Raw genomic sequence first — 16716 nt, forward strand, 5'->3', positions numbered from 1 at the left:
CGGGGGCGTCAGGCGCAGTCGCGGACCGCGCGGGCGAGGGTCCGCAGCCCCTCGTCCAGCTCCTCGGGGGTGGTCGTCAGCGCCGGCAGCAGTTTGACGACCTCGCTCTGCGGGCCGGAGGTCTCGATCAGCAGACCCAACGCGAAGGCGCGCTGGGCGATCTTGTTGGCGAGGTCCTTGTCGACGGTCTCCAGACCCCACACCAGACCACGGCCGCGGTACTCGACGAAGACGTCCGGGTGCTCGTCGACGAGGGCTTTGAGGTGCGTCTCGACGAGCTCGCCGCGGGCCAGGGTCTGCTTCTCCATCTGGCCGTCGGCCCAGTACGTGTCCAGGGTGGCGGCGGCGGTGACGAAGGCCGGGTTGTTGCCGCGGAAGGTGCCGTTGTGCTCGCCCGGCTCCCAGATGTCCAGCTCCGGCTTGAACAGGGTCAGCGCCATCGGCAGCCCGTAGCCGCTGATGGACTTCGACACGGTGACGATGTCCGGCACGATGCCCGCCTCCTCGAAGGAGAAGAAGGCGCCGGTGCGGCCGCAGCCCATCTGGATGTCGTCGACGATCAGCAGCATGTCCTGGCGCTCGCACAGCGCGGCCAGCTCCCGCAGCCAGTCGGCGCGGGCGACGTTGATGCCGCCCTCGCCCTGGACGGTCTCGACGATGACCGCCGCCGGCTTGTTCAGGCCGGAGCCCTGGTCCTCCAACAGCCGCTCGAACCACAGGAAGTCCGGGACCTGACCGTCGAGGTAGTTGTCGAACGGCATCGGGGTGCCGTGCACCAGCGGGATGCCGGCGCCGGCCCGCTTCATCGAGTTGCCGGTCACCGCGAGCGCGCCCAGCGACATGCCGTGGAAGGCGTTGGTGAAGGAGACGATCGACTCCCGGCCCTTGACCTTACGGGCCAACTTCAGCGCGGCCTCAACGGAGTTGGCGCCCGTCGGGCCCGGGAACATGACCTTGTAGGGCAGGTCGCGCGGGCGCAGGATGATGTTCTGGAACGACTCCAGGAAGGCCCGCTTGGCCGTGGTGGACATGTCCAGGCCGTGGGTGATGCCGTCCCGTTCGATGTAGTCGATCAGGGCGCGTTTGAGTACCGGGTTGTTGTGCCCGTAGTTGAGCGAGCCGGCGCCGGCGAAGAAGTCCAGGTACGTGTGGCCGTCCTCGTCGGTCAGGTGGCTGCCCTGCGCGCGGTCGAAGATGGTGGGCCAGCCACGGCAGTAGCTGCGCACCTCCGACTCGACGGTCTCGAAGACGCTCAGATCGGGCTGGGTGATGGTCACAACATGCTCCAGGGAGATGAGTGCGGGAGGAGGGAAGTCTGGGGGGTGGGGCGCCGCGCGCGGCTTGGCTCAGTGGCCGGTGCCGGGCGGCACCTCGAACGGGCCGATGCGGTGCAGGACCTCCGGCTCATGACCCTGGTCGGGGAAGAGCGCCGCGTCGAAGAGCGCCTCGCGTCTGACCGGCACTGCGTGCCGTTCGGCGAAGGACGCGAACAGCCGGTTGGAGGCCGCGTTGTCGGGCGTGATGGTCGTCTCCACGCGCCGAACGCCCATGTCATCGATGGCACGGGCGGTCAGCCCGTCCAACAGGGCGGCGGCCAGGCCGCGTCCACGATGCGCCGCGTCGACGGCTACTTGCCAGACGACGAGGGTGTCGGGGCGGTCAGGGCGCAGGTAGCCGGTGATGAACGCGGCCGGCTCACCCTCCGCGTCGCGGGCGACGACGGAGGTGGCGGCGAAGTCGCGACACCACAGGAGGTAGCTGTAGGAGGAGTTCAGGTCCAGCGCCTTCGAGTCGCGGGCGATCCGCCAGATCGCGGATCCGTCCTCCACCCGGGGGGAGTCGAGCTTGAAGCCCTCCGGTATTTCTCTGATTTCGCTTCGGGCACCTGCATGGGCTGCTTGTGCGGCGGTCATGTAATTGAATTTACCCAGGCGAAAAGCAAATTGCATCGCGGGTCCGGGTTACGCGAGAAGCGATTCTGTGTTATCACGCGGGAGCGCGCGAGCGCGCGACTCGACCGCAAGATGTCACGATTCGTCATGGACGTTTGGTGCGAAACGGGCACAGTGTGTAGTCGGTCACAGCTCAATAACGCTCGTCTGAAGTGCCTGAATAATGAGACTTGACGCTAGCGAAATCTTGGCGTTTGAGGTGCGGGAAAGCGGGCATACGAATACGGGAAGCTGTGCTTCTTGAGAATTGGGAATTTGCCGGTGGAAGGTTCCGCTGGCAGTTCATGAAAAGCTGCTCGGGAAGGCGCCGCAGGGCCCGTGTCCGGGCGCGACACAAGCGTCGTTAACGCGATCGGTCGGATACCGCGAGGGTTTTCGAAAAGCGTTCGCGGGGGCCTGCGCACGGGGACTTCGGCGCACCGTGGCCGTCGCCTGTGCCGCCCGCATACAGTGCGGGCATGACGTCCATGAACGAGGGTGCGGTGCTGCACCTCAAGGGGAGGGTCCTCGTCGGCCCGCACGACGTCCGCGACGAGCTGTGGGTGGTGGACGGCCGCGTCACTTTCGAGCGGCCCGTCCTGGCACGCGATGCCAGGACGGTGACCGGCTGGGTGCTGCCGGGCCTGGTCGACGCCCACTGCCACGTCGGGCTGGACGCGCACGGGCCGGTGGACGACGCGACCAGCGAGAAGCAGGCGCTCACCGACCGTGACGCGGGCACCCTCCTCATTCGGGACGCCGGCTCGCCCTCGGACACCCGCTGGGTCGACGACCGCGCGGACCTGCCGCGGATCATCCGCGCCGGCCGGCACATCGCCCGCACCCGGCGCTACATCCGCAACTACGCGCACGAGATCGAGCCGGACGACCTGGTCGCCTACGTCGCCCAGGAGGCCCGGCGCGGCGACGGCTGGGTCAAGCTGGTCGGCGACTGGATCGACCGCTCGGTGGGCGACCTGGCCGCCTGCTGGCCGCCCGGCGAGGTGACCGCCGCCATCGCCGAGGCGCACCGGCTCGGCGCCCGGGTCACCGCGCACTGCTTCGCCGAGGAGTCCCTCGCCCCGCTGGTCGAGGCCGGCATCGACTGCATCGAGCACGCCACCGGGCTGACCGAGGAGACCATCCCGCTCTTCGCCGAGCGCCAGGTCGCCATCGTCCCCACGCTGGTCAACATCGCGACCTTCCCGGACCTCGCGGCCGGCGGCGCGGCGAAGTTCCCCCGCTGGGCCGACCACATGCGTCGACTGCACGCCCGCCGCTACGACACCGTGCGGGCCGCCTACGACGCCGGCGTCCCGATCTACGCCGGCACCGACGCCGGCGGCTCGCTGCCGCACGGCCTGGTCGCCGACGAGGTCGCGGAGCTGATGAAGGCCGGCCTGCCGGTCGAGGCCGCGCTCTCCGCGACGACCTGGGGCGCCCGGGAGTGGCTCGGCCGCCCGGGGCTCACCGAGGGTGCCCCCGCGGACCTGGTCGTCTACGAGGCCGACCCGCGGGCCGACGTGCGGGTGCTGACGGCGCCGCGCCTGGTGGTGCTGCGCGGCCGGGTCGTCGGCTGACGGGCGCCGGTCAGGCGTCCGCCGGCGGCGCGCCCGCCGTGGCCCGTTCCGTCGCGTCGGCCCGCAGCAGGGCCTCCACCAGGCCGGGGAAGCGCGCTTCGAGGTCGGCGCGGCGCAGCGAGATGTAGCGCTCGCGGCCGACCCGACGGGTGTGGGTCCAGCCCGCGGTCCGCAGGATCCGGAAGTGGTAGGAGCCGGTGGCCCGGCTGACCGGCAGCTCGATGTCCCCGCAGCCCGCCTCGCCCCGGGTGGCCAGCCGGTGCACGATCCCCCGCCGCAGCGGGTCGCTGAACGCCTGGAGCAGGTCCCCGAGGCGGATCCGCGCGGTCTCCGGCTGATCGGGGTCGGCCGGCGCGGAGAGGGTGCTGGGGTCCACGGCGCCGGGGGCGGCCGGGTCCGTACGTGACATTGTTCGAGAACTCTCTAAACGAGTGATACGGTCGGTGATCGTCAATGCGTTGACGACCCTCTAATTATTCACGGACGGTGCCGCGTCGGCGCTCACCGGTGCCCGCGCACCGCCGTGCCGACGCACCCGCGAGGCCCGCCGATGACCACCGCCCACCCGGCACCCGTTCCCGCCCCGGACCCGTCCGCCGACGGCCCGCTGCGCACGCTCTTCTGCATCGGCGTGACGCAGGACTTCTTCGCCGCCGACGACGCCGTGCGCGCCACCGTCGCCGCCGCCCTCGGGCCCGCCTTCGACCGGCTCGGCGAGCGCTTCGGCGTCCGGGTCCTCGGCACCCTGGACGACGACCAGTTGATGGTCGGCGCCGCCACCGCCGCGCCCTGGACCTCCTACATCCTGGCCGACGTCCCCGACCTGGCCACCGCCTCCCGGGTCTGCGGCGTCGTCCGCGACACCCCGGTCGGCGACGGGCGGCTCTTCCGCTACCTGCGCATCGAGGCCCGGGTCGGCCGTCCGCTGTTCTTCGGAACGGTCTGAGGGGAACCGCCGTGCTCGACACCGGACTTGCCGGCCGCACCGCCCTGATCACCGGCAGCGCCCAGGGCCTCGGCGCCGCCCTGGTCCGCGCCTGCCACGCCGAGGGCGCCCAGGTCGCCGCCCTGGACATCGACGACGAGGCGAACCGCGCCCTCGCCGCGGAGATCGACCCCGACGGGGAGCGGATCCGCACCTTCCGCGTCGATCTGCGCGACCCGGACGCGATCGCCGCCGCCTACGACGGGGTCCGCGCCTGGCGACCCGTCGACGTGTTGATCAACAACGCCGCCCGACCGCTCGCCCGGACGCTGTGGGAGATCACCCCCGAGGAGTGGGACGAGGTCTTCGCGGTCAACCTCCGCGCGGTCTTCCTGCTGACCCGCGCGGTCGCCGCCGACATGCGCGACCGCGGCTACGGACGGATCGTCAACATGGCCTCGGTCGCCGGCCAGACGCCCCGGCCCACGGGCGCCGCCTACGGCACCAGCAAGGCCGGGCTGATCGCGCTCACCCGGGTCTTCGCCGCCGAACTCGCCCCGCACGGCGTCACGGTGAACGCGGTCGCCCCGGCCATGATCGACACCCCGATGGTCCGCTCGATCGGCCCGGAGGCGCTCGCCGACCTCACCGCCCAGGTGCCGATGGGTCGGATCGCCACCCCGGAGGAGGTCGCCCGGGTCGCCGTCTTCCTGGCCTCGCAGCAGACCTTCGTCACCGGGGCCACCTATGACGTCAACGGTGGCGTGCTGATGCGCTGAGCCAACGGCCGTCAGCCGGTGGCCCGTTGCGGCCGGGGCGCGTGCTGCCTGCCGTGCCGGAGGAGGCGCCGGGGCGGGGGCGGCGGAGGGAAGGGAATCGAATGGGGAAGCGGAAATCGCCCTTTGGGGTGAACTGACCTCGCGTGGCTGACCGTTCACCCTCAGTGCGTACACGATGTGCGGGACGAGGCCGTCGGCCCGCGCGATGTCCCCCATTGGCGCGGCCGGCGGCGCCATCTCTCCTGTGGGGGTTCCACACACGTGTCCACCAGTTCCGCCAGCGCTACCAGACGGATCGGCGCCACCCTGGTCGCCGCCGTCCTGACGGCCGGTCCCGCCGTCGCCCTCGCCGCCGCGCCGGCCGCGTCCGCCGCCGACAACGACGGCCGCACCCACGGCACTTCGGGCGCCGTGGTGCTGCGCACCGCCCTGGACGTCGGGCTGCTCGACAAGACCCTGGACGTCCCCGTCCGGGCCGAGCTCAACGAGGTCCACGCCCCGGCCTCGGCCGACAAGACCGCGCTCACCGTCCGCCTGGACGGCATCGACGGCGGTCGCCCGGTCAGCCTGCTGCGGGCCGACGCCGCCACCGCCCGCGCCACCGCCGACGGGCGGACCGCCGAGGGCTACGCCCACCTCGTCCGGGCCAGGGTCCACCTGCCCGGCCTCCCGGCCGCCCCGCTGGTCGAGGTCGAGCAGGTCACCGCCCGGGCCGTCTGTGCCGCCGGGCAGCGCCCGCGCGCCGAGGCCCAACTGTTGGGCGACGTCGTGGTGTTGGGCAAGCACGTCACGCTGCGCGCGGGCGGCGGCACCGAGGTCAGGGTGCCGGGGGTCGGCGAGGTCCGGCTCGACCTCTCGCAGAAGAGCACCGCCTCGACGAGCGCCGCCGCGACCGCGCTGCAACTGAAGGTCTCCGTCAACCCGTTGAAGCTCAACGTCGCGGAGGTCCACGGCCGGGTCACCCTCGCCCAAGCCACCTGCACCACCCCGCACGGCACCCCCGGCAAACCGGGGGAGCCCGCGCACCCGCACCAGCCCGGCACCGGCGGCACCCAGGTGAACTCCGGTACCGGCGGCGCTCGTTCGGCCGGCGAGCAGCACCTCGCCGAGACCGGCAGCAGCTCCGCCACCCCGTACCTCGCCGGCGGCGCCGCCCTGCTGGTCGCCGGCGGCGCCGGGGCGCTCGGCTACGCCCGTCACCGCCGGAACGCCAGGCAGGGCGGGCGCGGCTGAGGAACCCCGCCAGATCCCGTACCCGCCGACGGTGCCGTGGGGGCGCCTTGCGCGAGTACGGCCGGTGTGCCGCGTGGGCCCGCGCGGCGCACCCCGCCCCTCGCCGGGGCCGCCGGGGCGTGGCCCGGCCGACCGCCCCGGCGAGGGGATCGCGTTATACCGGCGCCGCCCCGAGCACCTCCGCCAGGACGTCCACGAACCGGTCGGTGGTCGCCCGGTCCCGGACCGCCAACCGGAGCCAGTCCGGGCCCAGTCCGGGGAAGGTGTCGCCGCGGCGGACCGCGAAACCGCGGGCCCGCAGCCCGGCCCGCACCGCCGCCGCGCCGGGCAGCCGCACCAGCACGAACGGCCCCGCCGCCGGCCCGGCCACCTCCACCCCCGGCAACCGGCCCAGCCGGGCCAGCAGATGGGCCCGGTCCGCGCCGATCCGCTCGGCCGCCGCGGCCGCCTCGGCCAGCGCGCCCGGCTCGCAGCACGCCTCGGCGGCGGCCAGCGCCGGCGAGGAGACCGGCCACAGCGGCTGCGCCCGCGCCAACTCCCCGACGGTGGCCGCGTCCGCCAGCACATAGCCGACCCGCAGCCCCGCCAGCCCCCAGGTCTTGGTGAGGCTGCGCAGCACCACCAGCCCGGGCAGCTCGCCCACCCGCCCGGCCAGCGACTCCCGCTCCCCGGGCACCGCGTCCATGAACGCCTCGTCCACCACCAGCGTCCGCCCGGGCCGCGCCAACGAGGCCAGCCCGCCCGCCGGGTGCAGCACCGACGTGGGGTTGGTGGGGTTGCCGACCACGACCAGGTCCGCGTCGTCCGGGACCGCCGCCGGGTCCAGCCGGAAGCCGTCCCGCCCGGTCAGCAGCACCCGCCCGACGTCGTGCCCGGCGTCCCGCAGCGCCGCCTCCGGCTCGGTGAACTGCGGGTGCACCACCACCGGTCGGCGCGCCCGGACCGCCCGCGCCAGCAGCACGAACGCCTCCGCGGCCCCGGACGTCAGCAGCACCCGCTCGACCGGCAGCCCGTGCCGGGCCGCGACCGCCCGGCGCGCCGCCCGGCCGTCCGGATACGCGGCCAGCCCGTCCAGCGACGCGGTGATCCGCGCCTTGAGCCAGGCCGGGGGAGTGCCCGCGCGGACGTTGACCGCCAGGTCCGTGAGGTCCGCGCCGCGCACCTCGGCGTCGCCGTGGTGCCGCAGGTCCACCTCCCCGGGTCCGGCGATGGCCTCGGGCGCGGACAGCGCGGGGCCGGTCATCCCCGACCCCCGGCGACCGCGGCCGTCACGGTGGCCCCGGCCGACGGCCGGACGTCCTGGGCCGCCCGGTCCTCGAACGCCGCCTCGTCGGCCGCCGTCGCCCGATAGCGCGCCAGGACCACCTCGGCCAACTCCGGCGCCGCACCGATCGGTTCGGCGGACACCACCTCGGCCCCCGGGTGCGCCGCCGCCCAGCCCTCGGTCTGCATCCGCAGCCGCTCCAGCAGGTCGCCGGCGAAGAAGAAGTACGGCAGGACGACGGTCCGGGCCGGCCCGCCCCCGCCCGGCCCCGAGGCGGCCAGCACCCGGCACCGCTCCAGCCCGGCCGGCACGTCCGGCGCCGCCAGCGTGACGAACGCGCTCTCCACACCCGCGAAGCCCCGGCCCTCCCACAACAGCCGGGCGGCCCGGGCCACTTCGGCGTTGGCGTACGGATCGGCGGCGCCGCGCCCGACCAGCAGCACCGTGGTGCCGGACCGGTCCTGCGGCCGCCGCGCGCCGTCGCCCAACGCCTCGTCCAGCCGCCGCTCCAGCGCCGCCAACAGCCGCGGGTCGGGACCCAGTTCCGGGCCGCAGGCGTAGCGCAGCCCGGGGTGGGCGGCGGCCGCCCGCGCCACCGCGGCCGGCAGGCCCTCCGCCATCGCCCCGGTGGGCGCCATCAGCAGCGGCACCACCACCAGGCGGGTGGCGCCCCGCGCGGCCAGTTCGTCGACCGCGCCGGACAGCGGCAGCGGCGACGCCGGGGCGCCGAAGAAGCCGCCGGCGACCGGCAGTTCGGGATGGCGCTCGGCGAGCCGTCGCACCAGCGCACGCAGCGCGTCGGCCGCGCCCTCGTGCCGGGTGCCGTGACCGGCGATGAGCAGTGCGGGTCGGGAGGTCACAACGTCTCCTAGGTGCCGAGGGGTTCGCTGATCGGATCGGAGGAGGGGACGACGATATCGACCGCCGCCGCGGGGGCGTCGGCCGCGCCCGCCGTACCGGGGGTAACCGACGCCGCGCCCCAACTGTCCGGGTCCGCGGGCGCGGCCAGCGCACAGGTCGCCGCGGCCGAGACCCGCTTGCCGACCACCAGCGCGGCCCCCGGCCCCGCCGCCAGCAGCGCCGCCGCCTCCGCGACGCTCGGCGTGCCGACCGCGGCCCGCACCACGCCCGACGGCGCCGGCACCCCGACCGCCGCCAGCGCCTCGGCCGGGAACGACCGCAACGGCACCCCGAAGTGCCGCGCGGCGCCCAGCAGTCCGGGCTCGGCCGCCTTGCCGGTCACCGTCGCCAGCCCGGCCAGCGCCGCCGGCCGCCGCCCGGCCACCGCCAGCGCCGCGCCGATCAGCTCCACCACCTCGGCCGCCGCCACGCCGCGCCGCGCCCCCACCCCCGCGACGACGACGGGGCCGGCCCCGCGCGCACCGGTCACCGCGCGGCGGTCCCGCGGCCGAACGCCACCGGTCCGTGCCGCCCGGCCACCACGGCGGTGAGCCGCACCGGCCCCTCGACGATCGGCGCGCCCGGCCAACGGACGCCCAGCGCCGCCCACGCGGCCCGCACCGCCACCGGATCGGGATGCGTTGCCGACAGTGACAGCAGCGGCACCGCCGGCAGTCCGGCCCCGGCCGGGTGCGGGGTGTCGCCCCAGTCCAACAGGAACGGCGCGAGGTCGCCGCCCGCCCCCGGTGGGGTCAACCGCCAGGCCAGCTCGGTGCCGTCCGGCGTCCGACGGGACATCGCCACCGGGTCGCCCGGGTCGTAGCCGGCCGCCCGGGCCCGCGCCACCCGCCCGGCGATCCCGGTGACCCGCACCGCCCACGTCACCAGCCGCGGTCCGTCCAGCGCGTCGATGCCGAACCACCGCGGCCGCGCGGGCTCCGGCTGCGCCGGGTCCGGGCCGATGATCTCCAGATACCCGCCGGAACCCAGCCCCAGCAGGTGGTTACGGGTGCCCCGTCCCGGGTGGCCACCGCCCAACACGGGGCGAACGCCGGTCAGTTCGGCGACCTCCGCCACCGTGCGGTCCAGGTCCGGGGTGGCGTAGACGAGGTGGTCGAGGACCGGCGCGCCGGCCTCCGGGCCGGGGGTGTCCGCGCCGCTCACCGGGCACCGCCCGCGGCCGGCACCGCCGCCCGCGCCGCGCCCGCCACCAGCCTTGCCGCCAGCGCCGGTTCCGCCGCCCAGTGCACATGCAGGTACGAGGCGTGCACCCCGCCCGTCGCGTAGCCCTCCACGCCGCGCCGGGGGTGCGTCACCCCCCACGCCGGGGACGCGCCCGCGCCCGGCTCCAGCGCCGTCCGGTGGAACTCGTGGCCGCGCAACCGGGTCCCGGCCGCCGCCAGCGCGTTGTCGGTCAGCGCCACCGCCTCCCGGTAGCCGAGCGTGAGCCGCCCGGTCATCCGGCCGTCGGCCGGCAGCACCCCGCACATCGGCCGCCCGTCCAACGTGCGGGAGAGGTACAGCAGTCCGGCGCACTCGGCCGAGACCGGTGCCCCCGACGCCGCCAGCCCCGCCACCGCCGCCCGCAGCGGCGCGTTCGCCGACAGCTCCGGCGCGTACACCTCGGGGAAGCCGCCGCCGATCACCAAACCCCGGGTGCCCGGCGGCAGTTGCTCGTCCCGCAGCGGGTCGAACGGCGCCACCTCGGCCCCCGCCGCGGTCAGCAGCTCCGCGTGCTCGGCGTACGAGAAGGTGAACGCGGGACCGCCCGCCACCGCCACCACCGGACGCCCGGACCCGGTGGCCCCGCCGGCCGCCGCCAGCGCCGCCGCCGGATCCCACGGCCGGTCCGGCAGCTCCGGCACGCTCCGGGCCAGCGCCAGCAGCGCCTGGAGATCGCAGCCCGCGCGCACCTGAGCGGCCAACTCCCGCACCGACTCGACCGCTTCGGCCCGCCGCTCCGCGACCGGCACCAACCCCAGGTGGCGGGAGGGCGTACCGGCCCGCTCGGTGCGGCGCAGCGCCCCGAGCACCGGCACCCCGGAGGACTCCATGGCGTCCCGCAGCAGCTCCTCGTGGCGGTCCGAACCGACCTTGTTGAGGATCACCCCGGCCAGCCGGACCTCCGGGTCCCACGACGCGAAGCCGTGCACCAGCGCCGCCACCGACCGGGACTGCGAGGAGGCGTCCACCACCAGCACCACCGGCGCCCGCAGCAGCTTCGCCACCTGCGCCGTGGAGGACAGCTCGCCCTTCCCGGACGCCCCGTCGAAGAGCCCCATCACGCCCTCGACCAGGGCCAGATCGGCGCCCGCCGCCCCGTGCAGGAACAGCGGCGCGATCCGTTCCGGACCGCACAGGTAGGCGTCCAGATTGCGACCGGGCCGACCCGTGGCCAGCGCGTGATAGCCCGGATCGATGTAGTCGGGCCCCACCTTGTGCGGGGACACCGCGAGACCGGCCTCGGCGAACGCCGCCATCAGACCGGTCGCCACCGTGGTCTTCCCGGCGCCGGACGACGGCGCCGCGATCACCAACCGGGGGATGCCACCACTCATCGCGCGTTCACCATTCGATGCCCCGCTGGCCCTTCTGGCCCGCGTCCATCGGGTGCTTCACCTTCGTCATCTCCGTCACCAGGTCCGCGACGTCCAGCAGCGCCTGCGGCGCGCCCCGCCCGGTGATCACCACGTGCTGGGTCCCGGGCCGGTCGCGCAGCACCGACACCACCTCGTCGACGTCCACCCAGCCCCACTTCAGCGGGTAGGCGAACTCGTCCAGCACCAGCAGCCGGTACGTCTCGGCCGCCAGGTCCCGCTTGACCTGCTCCCAACCCTCCCGGGCCGCCTCCTCGTTGCTGAACTGGGAGTCGCGCTGCACCCAGGACCAGCCCTCACCCATCTTGTGCCAGGCGACGGTGCCGCCCTCCCCGGAGTCGCCGAGCACCTTCAGCGCCCGCTCCTCGCCGACCTTCCACTTCGCCGACTTCACGAACTGGAACACCCCGACCGGCCAGCCCTGGGTCCAGGCGCGCAGCGCCAGCCCGAACGCGGCGGTCGACTTGCCCTTGCCCTCACCGGTGTGCACCAGCACCAGCGGGCGGTTGCGGCGCTGGCGGGTGGTGAGCCCGTCCTCCGGTACGACGGACGGCTGTCCCTGCGGCATTACGCGGCCTTCCTGTTGTGACGATCCGGTCGTGCCCGGTCCGCGCCGGCGCTGCCGCCGCGGACGGGCCTGCCCTGCACGGTCCGTACGAGCGCGGAGACGCTGTCCGCGCGCAGTTCGTCGAGGGTGACGGCGGTCCCGCCCAGCTCCCGGGCCAACTCCCCGGCCAGCCCCAGCCGTACCGGTCCCGCCTCGCAGTCCACCACCACCGACGCGATCCCCTCGGCGGCCAACAGCCCCGCTGCCCGGTGGGCCCGAGCCAAGGGCCCGCCCGTCGCCCGACCGCCACCCCTGGCCGGGCTTCCCCCGGACTCCGTCCGGGGGGACCCCCCTCGCGCCGGCCCTCCTGACGCACCGGTGGCCCGCCCGTCGGTCACCACCACGAGCAGCGGCCGCCGGGACGGATCCCGCATCCGCTCCACCCGCAACACCTCATGGGCCCGCAACAGCCCCTCCGACAGCGGCGTCCGACCGCCCGTCGGCAACTGCTCCAGCCGGGCCGCGCCCGCCTCCACCGACGACGTCGGCGGCAGCGCCAACTCGGCGCCGGACCCCCGGAAGGTGATCATCCCGATCTTGTCCCGCCGCTGGTACGCGTCGAGCAGCAGCGACAGCACCGCCCCCTTGACCGCGCCCATCCGCTTCCGCGCCGCCATCGACCCGGACGCGTCCACCACGAACAGCACGAGATTGCCCTCGCGCCCCTCGCGCACCGCCTCCCGCAGGTCGTCCCGGCGCACCACCAGGCCGGGCCCGCGCCGGCCGCGCGCCCACTGGTGCGGCGCCGCGGCCTGCACCGTCGCCGCCAAGTGCAGTTTTCCCAGGGTCCCTTGGGGACGCCGGGCGCCGGCCGTCCGGCCGTGCGCGGTCCGCGCCCGGGACCGCCGGCCGTCCGCGCCCTCGCCCAGCCCCGGCACGTCCAGCCGCCGGGTGCGGAACGGCTCGGCGGCGCCCACCGCGGCCTGCTCCCGGCCCGGCCCGGCCGCGGGCTCGCCCGCCGGCTCCCGCTCGGACTCCTCGGGCCGCGCCGGGCGCTCGGGCTCCTGCTGCCGCGGCACGTCGGGCTGCGGCGCGTCGCCCGGCCGCTCCCGGGACTCCTGCGGCGGCACTCCACCGGGACCACCGTCGGGACCGCCCTCGGGTCCGCCGCCCGGGCCTTCCGGACCGTCGTCCGGACCCTCCGGCTCCGGCTCGTCGTCCGTCCCGCCGGACTCCTCCAACACCTCGTCCAGCTTGTCCTCGTCGAGCCCGGGCGCGTCGAACGGATTGCGCCGCCGGCGGTGCGGCAGCGCCAGCAGCGCCGCCTGCCGGACGTCCTCCGGCAGCACCTCGGTCCGCCCCGCCCAGGCCGCCAACGCACTCGCGGTGCGGGCCATCACGATGTCCGCCCGCATCCCGTCCACCTCGAACGCCGCGCAGGTCGCCGCGATCTGCCGCAGCGCCTTGTCGCCGAGCGCCACCGACGGCAGCAACTCCCGGGCCCGCGCGATCCGTTCGCGCAGCTCCCGCTCCTCGGTCGCCCAGCGCGCCGCGAAGCCCTCCGGGTCGTCGTCGTACGCCAGCCGGCGGCGGACCACCGCCACCCGCTGCTCCGGGTCCCGGGACGCGGCGACCTCCACGGTCAGCCCGAACCGGTCCAGCAACTGCGGCCGCAGCTCGCCCTCTTCGGGGTTCATCGTCCCGACGAGCAGGAACCGCGCGGCGTGCCGCACGGAGACGCCCTCCCGCTCCACGTAGGAGGCGCCCATGGCGGCGGCGTCCAAGAGGAGGTCCACCAAGTGGTCATGCAAGAGGTTGACTTCGTCGACATAGAGCACGCCGCGGTGCGCGTCCGCCAACAGGCCCGGCTCGAACGCCTTCACGCCCTCCGACAGCGCCCGCTCGATGTCCAGCGCGCCGACCAGGCGGTCCTCGGAGGCGCCGACCGGCAGCTCGACCATCCGCGTCGGCCGCGCGTCGGCGACGGCCGCGGCGTGCGGCCCGTCGGGACAGCCCGGGTCCGGTGCGGCCGGCGCACAGGAGAACCGGCAGCCGGCGACCACGTCCACGGCCGGCATCAGCTCCGCCAGTCCGCGCACCATCGTCGACTTCGCGGTGCCCTTCTCGCCCCGCACCAACACCCCGCCGATGGCCGGCGAGATCGCGTTCAGCAGGAGCCCCAGCCGCATGTCGGCCATGCCGACGACGGCGGTGAACGGGTACTGCCGGGTCGGGTTCTGCGTCGTTGTCATGCCTTAAGTCCTCCGCCTCGCCGGCTGCGCTCCTGAAGTGTTCCCCGCCGTTCCCGCCCCGCGTGCCCCGTGCTCATGGCGCCCCCGGAGGCACGAACGGCAGCCCCTCCGGCACCCCTTCCTCGATCAGCCGCAGCAGCGCCTTGGTGTCCGCGTGCTCCTCGATCAGGTCGCCCAGCCGGTCCAACTGCTCCTCGCGCAGCGCGCCGAAGCGGGTGTCCGGCGCCGGCACGAAGCGCCGGCCGGCCGCCCGCGCCACCTCCCGCAGGAACGCCCGCCGGAAACCGTCGCTCTCCAGGGAGCCGTGCCAGTGCGTGCCCCACACGGCGCCCACCCGGCAGCCGTCCAGGTCGTTTCCCCGGCCGTCGGAGAGGAACGCCGCGTCCCCGCCGGAGACCTGGGCCACGCCGTGGTGGATCTCGTAGCCCTCCACCGGCTCGCCCAGCGCCACGCCGGACGGCCGCGCGAGGGTCTTCTCCACCGCGAAGCGGACCCGGACCGGCAGCAGCCCCAGCCCCTCGACCGCCCCGGCCCGCGACTCGACGTCGTCCTCGATGCGCTCGCCGAGCATCTGGTAGCCGCCGCAGACGCCCAGCACCGGCCGGCCCTCGGCGGCCCGCCGGGCCACCGCGTCGGCCAGCCCGCGCTCGCGCAGCCACGCCAGCGCCCGGACCGTGCCGCGGGTCCCCGGCAGCACCACCAGGTCCGCGTCGACGAGCTCCTCCGGCCGGTCCACGAACCGCACCACCACGCCCGGTTCGGCGGCCAGCGCGTCCACGTCGGTGAAGTTGGACATCAGCGGCACCGCGCAGACCGCGACCCGCAGGATGTCCTCGCCCGCCGGCGGCGCCACCACCGACTCCCGCACGGCCCCGCGCAGCGAGACGCGCAGGCCGTCCTCCTCGTCGATGCCGAGCCCGTGGGCGAACGGCAGCACGCCGTAGGTCTCCCGCCCGGTGAGGCCGCGCAGCATCTCCAACCCCGGCTCCAACAGCGTCACATCGCCGCGGAACTTGTTGACGAGATAGCCGGCGACCAGCGACTGGTCCTCCTCCGACAGCAGCGCGGTGGTCCCGAAGAACGACGCGAAGACCCCGCCGCGGTCGATGTCGCCGACCACCACGACCGGGATGCGCGCCGCCCGGGCCAGGCCCATGTTGACCAGGTCGGTGCGGCGCAGATTGATCTCGGCGGGGCTGCCAGCGCCCTCGCAGATCACCGCGTCATGGGTGCGCCGCAGCTCTGCCAGGCAGTCGGTCACGGTCCCGAGCAACTGCTCCTGCCGCCCGTCGTGGTAGCCACGCGCGCTCAACTCGCCCACCGGCTTCCCCAACAGCACCACCTGGCTGCTGCGGTCGCTGCCCGGCTTGAGCAGCACCGGGTTCATCAGCGCGGTCGGCTCCACCCGGGCCGCGGCCGCCTGCATCGCCTGCGCCCGGCCGATCTCCGCGCCCTCCCGGGTCACGAACGAGTTCAGCGACATGTTCTGCGCCTTGAACGGCGCCACCTTGACGCCCCGCCGCGCCAACCAGCGGCAGATGCCGGCCGTCACCACGCTCTTGCCGGCGTCGGACGTCGTCCCGGCCACCAGCAGCCCACCGGCCGTCTTCTCGCGCCCGTTCACCGGGACAGCCTCCCGTTCCCGTTCACCCGGCGGCGCCGCACGGCACCCGCCGCCAACCGTCCCGCCACCGTCACGCCCAGCGCCAGCGCGCTCACCCGCCGGGAGAGCCGCACCGCCCGCTCCACGTCGGAGACCTCCGGGGGCCGCGCCCCGCCGTTGAGCACCGGCCGGTGCTCCACCCGCCCGCCGTACGCCAGCGTGCCGCCCAGCCGGATGCCCAGCGCACCGGCGAACGAGGCTTCCACCGGGCCCGCGTTGGGGCTCGGATGGGCCCCGCCGTCCGCCCGCCAGGCCCGCAGCGCACCGCGCCGGTCCGGCCCGGCGAGGACCGTCAGCGCCGCGGTCAGCCGGGAGCCGGGCCAGCCGGCGACGTCGTCGAGCCGGGCCGCGGCCCAGCCGAACCGCCAATAGCGCGGCGACTTGTGACCCACCATCGCGTCCAGGGTGTTCACCGCCCGGAACGCCACCAGTCCGGGCACCCCGCCCAGCGCGCCCCACACCAGGGCGCCCACCACCGCGTCGGAGGTGTTCTCGGCGACCGACTCCACCACCGCACGGGCCAGCTGCGGCCCGTCCAACGCCTGCGGGTCGCGCCCGCACAGATGCGGCAACCGCTCCCGCGCCACGTCCAGATCGCCGACGTCCAGCGCGCCGCCCACGGCGCGCGCCTCCCGGCCCAACGAGGTGCCGCCCAGCACCGCCCACACCGCGGCCGCGGTCAACGCGGCCCGGGCGCCCGGGTGGTGGCGCACGGCGCGTTCCAACAGCGCGGCGCCGGCGGCCGCGCCGCCCGCGCACACCACGGCGTGGGCCGCGCCGTGACCACGGTGGTCGCGCCACAGCCGACGTTCGAGGGCGCCCGCGGCCCGGCCGAACGCGGCCACCGGATGACCGCGCCGCGGATCCGCCGCGATCAGATCACCGAGGAAGCCGAGGGCCGCGCCGCACGCGTATGCCGCGTGTTCGCCGCGCACCGGATCAGGCCGCCGTCAGACACCGAACGGGCCCTGCGGCAGCGGGCGATGAGGCTCTCGATGGGCAGCCGGGCATGGTGGTATGTCCTCACTCAGGGTCCTCGCCCTGG

Annotated in this window: 16 protein-coding genes; 4 read left to right on the top strand and 12 right to left on the bottom strand. The window is 75.3% G+C overall.

What is annotated here, in order from left to right; all coding sequences use genetic code 11:
- Positions 1 to 8: 8 nt before the first annotated feature.
- Both ectB and ectA read right to left on the bottom strand, forming a co-directional pair.
- Positions 9 to 1277 (bottom strand): diaminobutyrate--2-oxoglutarate transaminase, encoded by a 1269-nt coding sequence (gene ectB, locus PV796_RS28840; protein WP_274916342.1) that lies wholly within the window; start codon positions 1275 to 1277, stop codon positions 9 to 11.
- 69 nt (positions 1278 to 1346) lie between these two features.
- Entirely contained in the window at positions 1347 to 1913 is a 567-nt protein-coding gene (ectA, locus tag PV796_RS28845) for a diaminobutyrate acetyltransferase (RefSeq protein WP_274916343.1), read from the bottom strand.
- 506 nt (positions 1914 to 2419) lie between these two features.
- On the opposite strand from ectA, the gene PV796_RS28850 reads away from it, so the two are divergent.
- A complete protein-coding gene (locus PV796_RS28850; RefSeq protein WP_274919286.1) occupies positions 2420 to 3511 on the top strand; it encodes an amidohydrolase family protein in 1092 nt (363 codons plus the stop codon).
- A 10-nt stretch (positions 3512 to 3521) separates the two neighbouring features.
- Here PV796_RS28850 and PV796_RS28855 read toward each other — a convergent pair whose 3' ends face one another.
- Positions 3522 to 3920, bottom strand: a complete 399-nt coding sequence (locus PV796_RS28855; protein ID WP_274916345.1) for an ArsR/SmtB family transcription factor — start codon at positions 3918 to 3920, stop codon at positions 3522 to 3524.
- Positions 3921 to 4061: 141 nt separating this feature from the next.
- Between PV796_RS28855 and PV796_RS28860 the strand changes: the two genes are divergently transcribed.
- From PV796_RS28860 to PV796_RS28870, 3 genes are all read left to right on the top strand, one after another.
- Complete coding sequence (locus PV796_RS28860; RefSeq protein WP_274916347.1) at positions 4062 to 4457, top strand: hypothetical protein; 396 nt, start codon at positions 4062 to 4064, stop codon at positions 4455 to 4457.
- Positions 4458 to 4468: 11 nt separating this feature from the next.
- Positions 4469 to 5215 (top strand): SDR family NAD(P)-dependent oxidoreductase, encoded by a 747-nt coding sequence (locus PV796_RS28865; RefSeq protein WP_274916349.1) that lies wholly within the window; start codon positions 4469 to 4471, stop codon positions 5213 to 5215.
- Positions 5216 to 5476: 261 nt separating this feature from the next.
- Complete coding sequence (locus PV796_RS28870; RefSeq protein WP_274916352.1) at positions 5477 to 6448, top strand: SCO1860 family LAETG-anchored protein; 972 nt, start codon at positions 5477 to 5479, stop codon at positions 6446 to 6448.
- Positions 6449 to 6602: 154 nt separating this feature from the next.
- Here the strand turns inward: PV796_RS28870 and cobC are convergent, their stop codons facing one another.
- From cobC to PV796_RS28915, 9 genes are all read right to left on the bottom strand, one after another.
- Entirely contained in the window at positions 6603 to 7691 is a 1089-nt protein-coding gene (gene cobC, locus PV796_RS28875; RefSeq protein ID WP_274916353.1) for an Rv2231c family pyridoxal phosphate-dependent protein CobC, read from the bottom strand.
- Positions 7688 to 8572 carry a sirohydrochlorin chelatase gene (locus tag PV796_RS28880; RefSeq protein ID WP_274916355.1) on the bottom strand — a complete coding sequence of 295 codons (885 nt, stop codon included), beginning with the start codon at positions 8570 to 8572 and terminating at the stop codon, positions 7688 to 7690. Before PV796_RS28880 ends, cobC begins: the two co-directional genes overlap by 4 nt.
- Before the next feature lie 8 nt (positions 8573 to 8580).
- Positions 8581 to 9102, bottom strand: a complete 522-nt coding sequence (locus PV796_RS28885) for a cobalamin biosynthesis protein (RefSeq protein WP_274916356.1) — start codon at positions 9100 to 9102, stop codon at positions 8581 to 8583.
- Entirely contained in the window at positions 9099 to 9776 is a 678-nt protein-coding gene (locus PV796_RS28890; protein ID WP_274916357.1) for a VOC family protein, read from the bottom strand. The genes PV796_RS28885 and PV796_RS28890 overlap by 4 nt, the downstream gene beginning before the upstream one ends.
- The gene (locus PV796_RS28895) at positions 9773 to 11170 is read right to left on the bottom strand and encodes a cobyrinate a,c-diamide synthase (protein ID WP_274916359.1); all 1398 of its coding nucleotides are present in this window, start codon (positions 11168 to 11170) and stop codon (positions 9773 to 9775) included. Before PV796_RS28895 ends, PV796_RS28890 begins: the two co-directional genes overlap by 4 nt.
- Before the next feature lie 7 nt (positions 11171 to 11177).
- The gene (cobO, locus tag PV796_RS28900) at positions 11178 to 11777 is read right to left on the bottom strand and encodes a cob(I)yrinic acid a,c-diamide adenosyltransferase (RefSeq protein ID WP_274916361.1); all 600 of its coding nucleotides are present in this window, start codon (positions 11775 to 11777) and stop codon (positions 11178 to 11180) included.
- A complete protein-coding gene (locus tag PV796_RS28905; RefSeq protein ID WP_274916362.1) occupies positions 11777 to 14008 on the bottom strand; it encodes a putative cobaltochelatase in 2232 nt (743 codons plus the stop codon). Before PV796_RS28905 ends, cobO begins: the two co-directional genes overlap by 1 nt.
- Positions 14009 to 14081: 73 nt before the next feature.
- The gene (locus PV796_RS28910) at positions 14082 to 15632 is read right to left on the bottom strand and encodes a cobyric acid synthase (RefSeq protein ID WP_274916364.1); all 1551 of its coding nucleotides are present in this window, start codon (positions 15630 to 15632) and stop codon (positions 14082 to 14084) included.
- Positions 15629 to 16606, bottom strand: coding sequence for a cobalamin biosynthesis protein (locus PV796_RS28915; RefSeq protein ID WP_274916366.1), 978 nt, complete (start codon positions 16604 to 16606; stop codon positions 15629 to 15631). Before PV796_RS28915 ends, PV796_RS28910 begins: the two co-directional genes overlap by 4 nt.
- Between the last annotated feature and the right edge of the window lie 110 nt (positions 16607 to 16716).

The organism is Streptomyces sp. WZ-12 (assembly GCF_028898845.1).
Classification (GTDB): Bacteria; Actinomycetota; Actinomycetes; order Streptomycetales; family Streptomycetaceae; genus Streptomyces.